Origin of the sequence: Mycobacterium sp. (assembly GCF_032162105.1) — a bacterium.
Taxonomy (GTDB): domain Bacteria; phylum Actinomycetota; class Actinomycetes; order Mycobacteriales; family Mycobacteriaceae; genus Mycobacterium.
This window is the reverse complement of the sequence record NZ_JAVRPS010000129.1, coordinates 1-4695: the sequence shown is the minus strand read 5'-3', so window position 1 is coordinate 4695 and position 4695 is coordinate 1. Positions and strand designations below refer to the sequence as shown.

The window sequence follows — 4695 nt, the reverse complement described above, 5'->3', positions numbered from 1 at the left end:
CGAGGTACCAGTCGCGGTCCTGCCAGCCCATCGTGGTGACGTCGAGGGCGGGCAACAGCGCGCACCACGGGCCCTGGCCTGGTTCCGGTTCGAGGTCATCGGGTAGCGCCCAGCCGGCCGTACCGTGCATGTCCACCTCGACGGCGTCGATGTCGCGCAGTCCGTCCCTGGCCCAGGTCAGCGTGTTGCCGAACCACCACTTCACGTCGTTGACGGTGGCGGGCCCGAACGCTCGCAGCCAGGCGCGGATCACCCCCGCCCGCGCGGCTTCGGCTGCGGTCGGATCGCCGGCGGCGCCCAGCCAGGCCGACGCCGTCGCCCAGCGCGGGCGCGACGTGGTCCAGGTGCCGTCGTTGGGGCCGCGGACGATGAAGCCCTCGACGGACAGTACCGTCAGAACGCGCGGGGCGACGGGAGTGTCTCCGCCCCAACGCCTTCCGGGGGCCGGGTCGTAGCTGCCCGCCAACTCGGGCAGCGCAGTGCGCAGTTCCCTTGTGCTGGCCGGACCGTGCTCGGCGAGGTGATTCAGGACCGCCGTGGACGCATGGCCGAGCCATGCCTCTCCGTTGGCGGCGACGCCCGACTTCTCGATGTCTGCGACCAGACGCTTGCGCTCGTTGGCTGCGACGCGATCGCTGGCAGCGGCCTGCACCGCGGTCAGATCCCCGATGGTCAACACCCATAGCGTGCGTCGCATCGCCAGATGCTTGACCACCGAGCGGTCCTGGTAGAGCGCGCCGTCCAGATCACCGACCTGAAAGCCGGGCATCCGCGCCCACAGCGAAAGGTAGGGCGTGGCCGGGTCGGTGGCGTGCAATCCGACCAGCTGGGAGGTGACCTCGGCGATGGACCCGGTGGCAGGCGCAGCGGTCAGCAGGTGGCGCCGCGCCAGTCTGGCCCGCCGTTCGTCGACGGTGAAGGAACGCACGGCTCAGGCTTGACCGGACTCGTCGTCGTGCATCGATGCCCGGATCTGCTCGAGCCGTTCGGCCGCCGCACGCTGACGGGCGTCGTACTGCTCCTCGACGGTGCGGCCCTCCGGGGTCTCCGCGGCGAGTTCGGCGGCGCCGATCGCCGTGCCGTAACGCGTCTCGATCTTCTCCCGCACGGAGTCGAACGTCGGCACGCCGCCTGCGGTGTACCCGGTATCGAGGGGCTGCGCGGGTTGCCCGGGCACGGACACGGGTTCGGCGGTGACGGTCGCCGCCTGCGCCTGGTCGGGCAGCGGCTCGGCGTCGACCACGTCGTCGCCCCCGACCACCTCGTCGACGACCGCTTCGTCGGGAACCGCCTCGTCAGGCGCTGGGTCGTCGGGCCTTGAATCGGACACACGGTCACCGTACCTCGGCCAATAGTTGGGATCGGTAGCGATTCGGGCCGTCTGTACTCGTATCACGACGACGCCATCGGGGCGACGCGTTGAAGCGAAGGAATGTCAATGGGAACTTCACGGAATCGGGTTCTGGCTGCTGGGATCGGCCTCGTCGCCGCCGCCGCCGTGCTGGTCGGCTGCTCCGACGACAAGGGCAGCACGCCGGCGTCGAGCACCGCCGCCGCCAGCGGCAGCGCGACCACCCAGGTGAGCACGGGCGGCAACACCGAGGTCAAGGTGGAAGGTCAGGATCTGGCCGGCCTGGACCTCAGCACCGTGACCTGCGTCAAGCAGGCAGGCAAGATCAACGTCGCCAGCGGATCTGCCACGGGCGGACTCGGCGTCGTGATGACCGACGAGGCCACGCCCAAGGTCGAGTCGCTGGGTCTGACCGTCGACGGAAACGCGCTGGCGGTCGCGTCGATGGGTGGCATGAACACCGGATCCGCCGACGTCAAGGTCGACGGAAGCACCTACACCATCACCGGTGAGGCGGCTGGTGCCGACATGAAGAACCCGATGGCGGGGATGATCACGAAGAAGTTCGAGATCAAGGTGACTTGCAACTGACGGGTCTCACCCCTGGCGGCGGACGTGCACTGCACGTCCGTCGCCTTTCATCGCGTCGAGCGACTTATGATGCAGCCGTGTCGATCCCCGGTGAGCTCGAGCGGGCCCGCCACCTGGCCCTGGCCGCCGACGAGCCCGCGGCCAAGGAGTTGCTGCTGTCGTTGATGCCGCAGATCGAGCAGGCCGACCGTGACGATCTGATGCTCGAAGTCCTGGCCCAGCTCGGTGAGCTCTACCTGGTCAGGACGGCGTACGACGGCGCGCGGGAGGCCGTTGGCCGGATCCGCGACTGCCTGGCGGTCTACTCGTCGATCCTCGGCGGTACCGCGTCGGAGGAAATCGTCGCCAAGTCGACGGTGACGGCCGCCGATGCGCGCCACCTGATCTGCAGATACTCGCGGCGTGCGCAGTTCCTCGAGGCCGGCGTTGCGGCGGCGCTCGGTGATCACGAGGGCGCCGCGGCGGCGCTGCAGGTGCTCGACGACATGGCGTCGAACGACCCCGCCTTCGATGACCTGCGCGACGAGCATGCGTACCTGTGCACCTATGCCAGGATCAACTGCGCCACCGCGCTGTGCGAAGACGATCTTCACGTTCGCTCGGTACCGTTGTGGCAGAACGTGATCGACGGCATCGAAGCGCCGCGGAACGGAAGCGAGTCGACCGACAACCTGCTCGTGCTCGGCGGCATCGGATACGCCAGGTTCTGCATCGAGACGGGGGCGCTGTCCGAAGCCGAACCCTGGCTGCGCCGCGCGGGGGCCCGTGCCGAGGCCCGCGACTGGCCACTGGCCATCGCCCGAACACGGCTGGAGCGGGCGACCGTCAGTTGGTCGAAGGGCGATCAGCTGACCACCGAGGCATTGGTCCGCGAGGCCTACCCGGTGATCGCCGAGTATCTGCGCGCCAACGACGTGTCCCGCTGCTGGCTGTACTTCGGGCTGTACAGGATGGCGGCCGGCGGGCTGCAGGTCGCCGACGAGTGCTGGGAGAACGCCGAACGGCACTGGCGTGAGCTGGCCAAGCCACTGAACATTCACCGTATCCTGTTGCAGCGCAGCTGGATCGCGATATTCCGTGGTCGCTACCAGGATGCGATCGACATGATCGCGCAGGCCCGAGCCTGCCTCGACGAATCACCTCGCAGCAGTTGGCTCGCGTACGCGCGTCTCGATGACCACCTCGGCTCGGTGTGGCGCGCCGACGCGCTGGCCGACCTCGGATTCGACGGCGCGGGCGACCCGGAAGAGGACTGGTCGGACGCCGAAGCTCGCTACCGAGCCGCGCTGGGTGTCATGCACACCGAGGCAGGAAGTCCCCAGTACCGCACCGCCATGGACAAGCTGGCACGGGCCGCCGACCTGAAACTGCCCGCCGCGCTTGCGGTCGATTCGGTGCGCTACTCGATCACCGACACCGAGGCCAGGGCGCAGTGGGCCGAGTGCGTCGCCGCGCCGCTGCTGGCCGGGGCGTTCTCCGTCGTCTGGGAGTGGGAGAACCGCGAACTGACCAGCGAGCTGATCGAATACCACAGTGCCAGGGGCACGTTCAGTGCCGAGAGCCGGCAGGTGGAGGTGATCGAGTGGTCGCGCGTAGCGACGGCCGCCGCCCCGATCAGCGACGTGGACGAACTCGCGCAGGTCGCCGCGGGCCCTCCGGTGCAGTCCGGCCGCTCGCTGACCCGGCTCGGCCCGCTGCCGCCGATGCAGATGGATCCCACCGGTGGTCCCGTGCTGGAGCGGTACCGCAAACTCGCTCTCGACCGGTACGGCCAGCACGTCACCACCGACGAAGTCGCCTGGTCGACGTGGCCCTGACTGACCCTCCGGCGACACTAGTGCTCCGGTTCGCCGACGTCGGGGTCGCCACGTACGCCAGCCTGCGGGTCGTCGGCAGGCCGGAACGGACCCTCACCTGGGTGATCGACGAGCCTCTCCTACTCGCGGCGCTGGACGAACTCGCAGGCGCGCTACCCGAGCCGAACCCGGGCGAGACGGTCGCGGACGCCCTGCACCGGGCACTCACCTGCGGCGCGTTCGCGGCGCCGTCGAGCGAGCAGACCCTGGCCTATCGGCTGGGCGTGCTGCTGGTGTCCGACGCCGGATGGCAACTCCTGCTGGAGTACGCGTCCGCGCCGCGGGCCGTGCTGTTCGTCTCGCCGAGCGCGCGCCTGGCCCGCGTCCCATGGGGTCTGCTCGCATTGCCGACCGTGCGGCCGTCGGCGGAGGAGATGGTTCGGGCCAGAACCGCCGCGATCACGGCCGAAGGCAAGTCCGCCGCCCGAATCCCTTGGCCGACAGCAGATGCCGGTTCCCTGACCGAGGGTTACCGGCTGATGGAAATGGTGGAGGTGTTGATGGCGGTGCCTGCCAACATCGTGCACTCGCCACGCCAACACACCACGTGGAAGGAGCGCGTCGACCGTCCTCCGCTTTTGGTGCTCGATCCTCGGGTGCCTGGGCAGCGGGCGGACTCCGCGCTCGGGTCCGTGCTGGGGCGGCCGTCGCCGGACGCGCCGTTGGCCCGGCACTTCGCGGTGGCCATCGCGCGCGGAGCCGTGTTGCCCGCCGTCGACGCGGCCGTCGAGTTGTTCCGGCGCACCGACGCCGACTGGAACTGGTTGTCCGCCAGGCTGGCCGACGGTCCGAGTCGGCTGTTGTTCGTTGGCCACGCCACCGCAGCGGGGTCCGGCAGTGCCGATCAGGCCGCATTGCACGTGGCCGACGACCGCCCGCTGACCGCCGCGGCCGTGA

Annotated in this window: 5 protein-coding genes; 3 read left to right on the top strand and 2 right to left on the bottom strand. The window is 69.7% G+C overall.

The features are described 5' to 3' along the window. Both QOC69_RS06460 and QOC69_RS06455 read right to left on the bottom strand, forming a co-directional pair. Positions 1 to 928 (bottom strand): DNA glycosylase AlkZ-like family protein (locus tag QOC69_RS06460; protein ID WP_526437524.1); only part of this gene is annotated, 928 nt, incomplete at its 3' end. A 3-nt stretch (positions 929 to 931) separates the two neighbouring features. Next, positions 932 to 1183, bottom strand: a complete 252-nt coding sequence (locus tag QOC69_RS06455; protein WP_526437528.1) for a hypothetical protein — start codon at positions 1181 to 1183, stop codon at positions 932 to 934. Positions 1184 to 1432: 249 nt separating this feature from the next. On the opposite strand from QOC69_RS06455, the gene QOC69_RS06450 reads away from it, so the two are divergent. From QOC69_RS06450 to QOC69_RS06440, 3 genes are all read left to right on the top strand, one after another. Then, on the top strand, positions 1433 to 1942 hold the full coding sequence (locus QOC69_RS06450) for a lipoprotein LpqH (protein WP_526437522.1): 510 nt from the start codon (positions 1433 to 1435) through the stop codon (positions 1940 to 1942). Positions 1943 to 2019: 77 nt separating this feature from the next. Then, on the top strand, positions 2020 to 3759 hold the full coding sequence (locus QOC69_RS06445; protein ID WP_526437520.1) for a hypothetical protein: 1740 nt from the start codon (positions 2020 to 2022) through the stop codon (positions 3757 to 3759). Beyond that, positions 3756 to 4695, top strand: a 940-nt coding sequence (locus QOC69_RS06440; protein WP_526437526.1) for a CHAT domain-containing protein, incomplete at its 3' end; no start/stop codon positions are given. The genes QOC69_RS06445 and QOC69_RS06440, both read left to right, overlap by 4 nt.

Bases quoted from the DNA above. Each gene is read 5' to 3' on its own strand.
- QOC69_RS06450 (WP_526437522.1), top strand. From the start codon at position 1,433: ATGTCAATGGGAACTTCACGGAATCGGGTTCTGGCTGCTGGGATCGGC.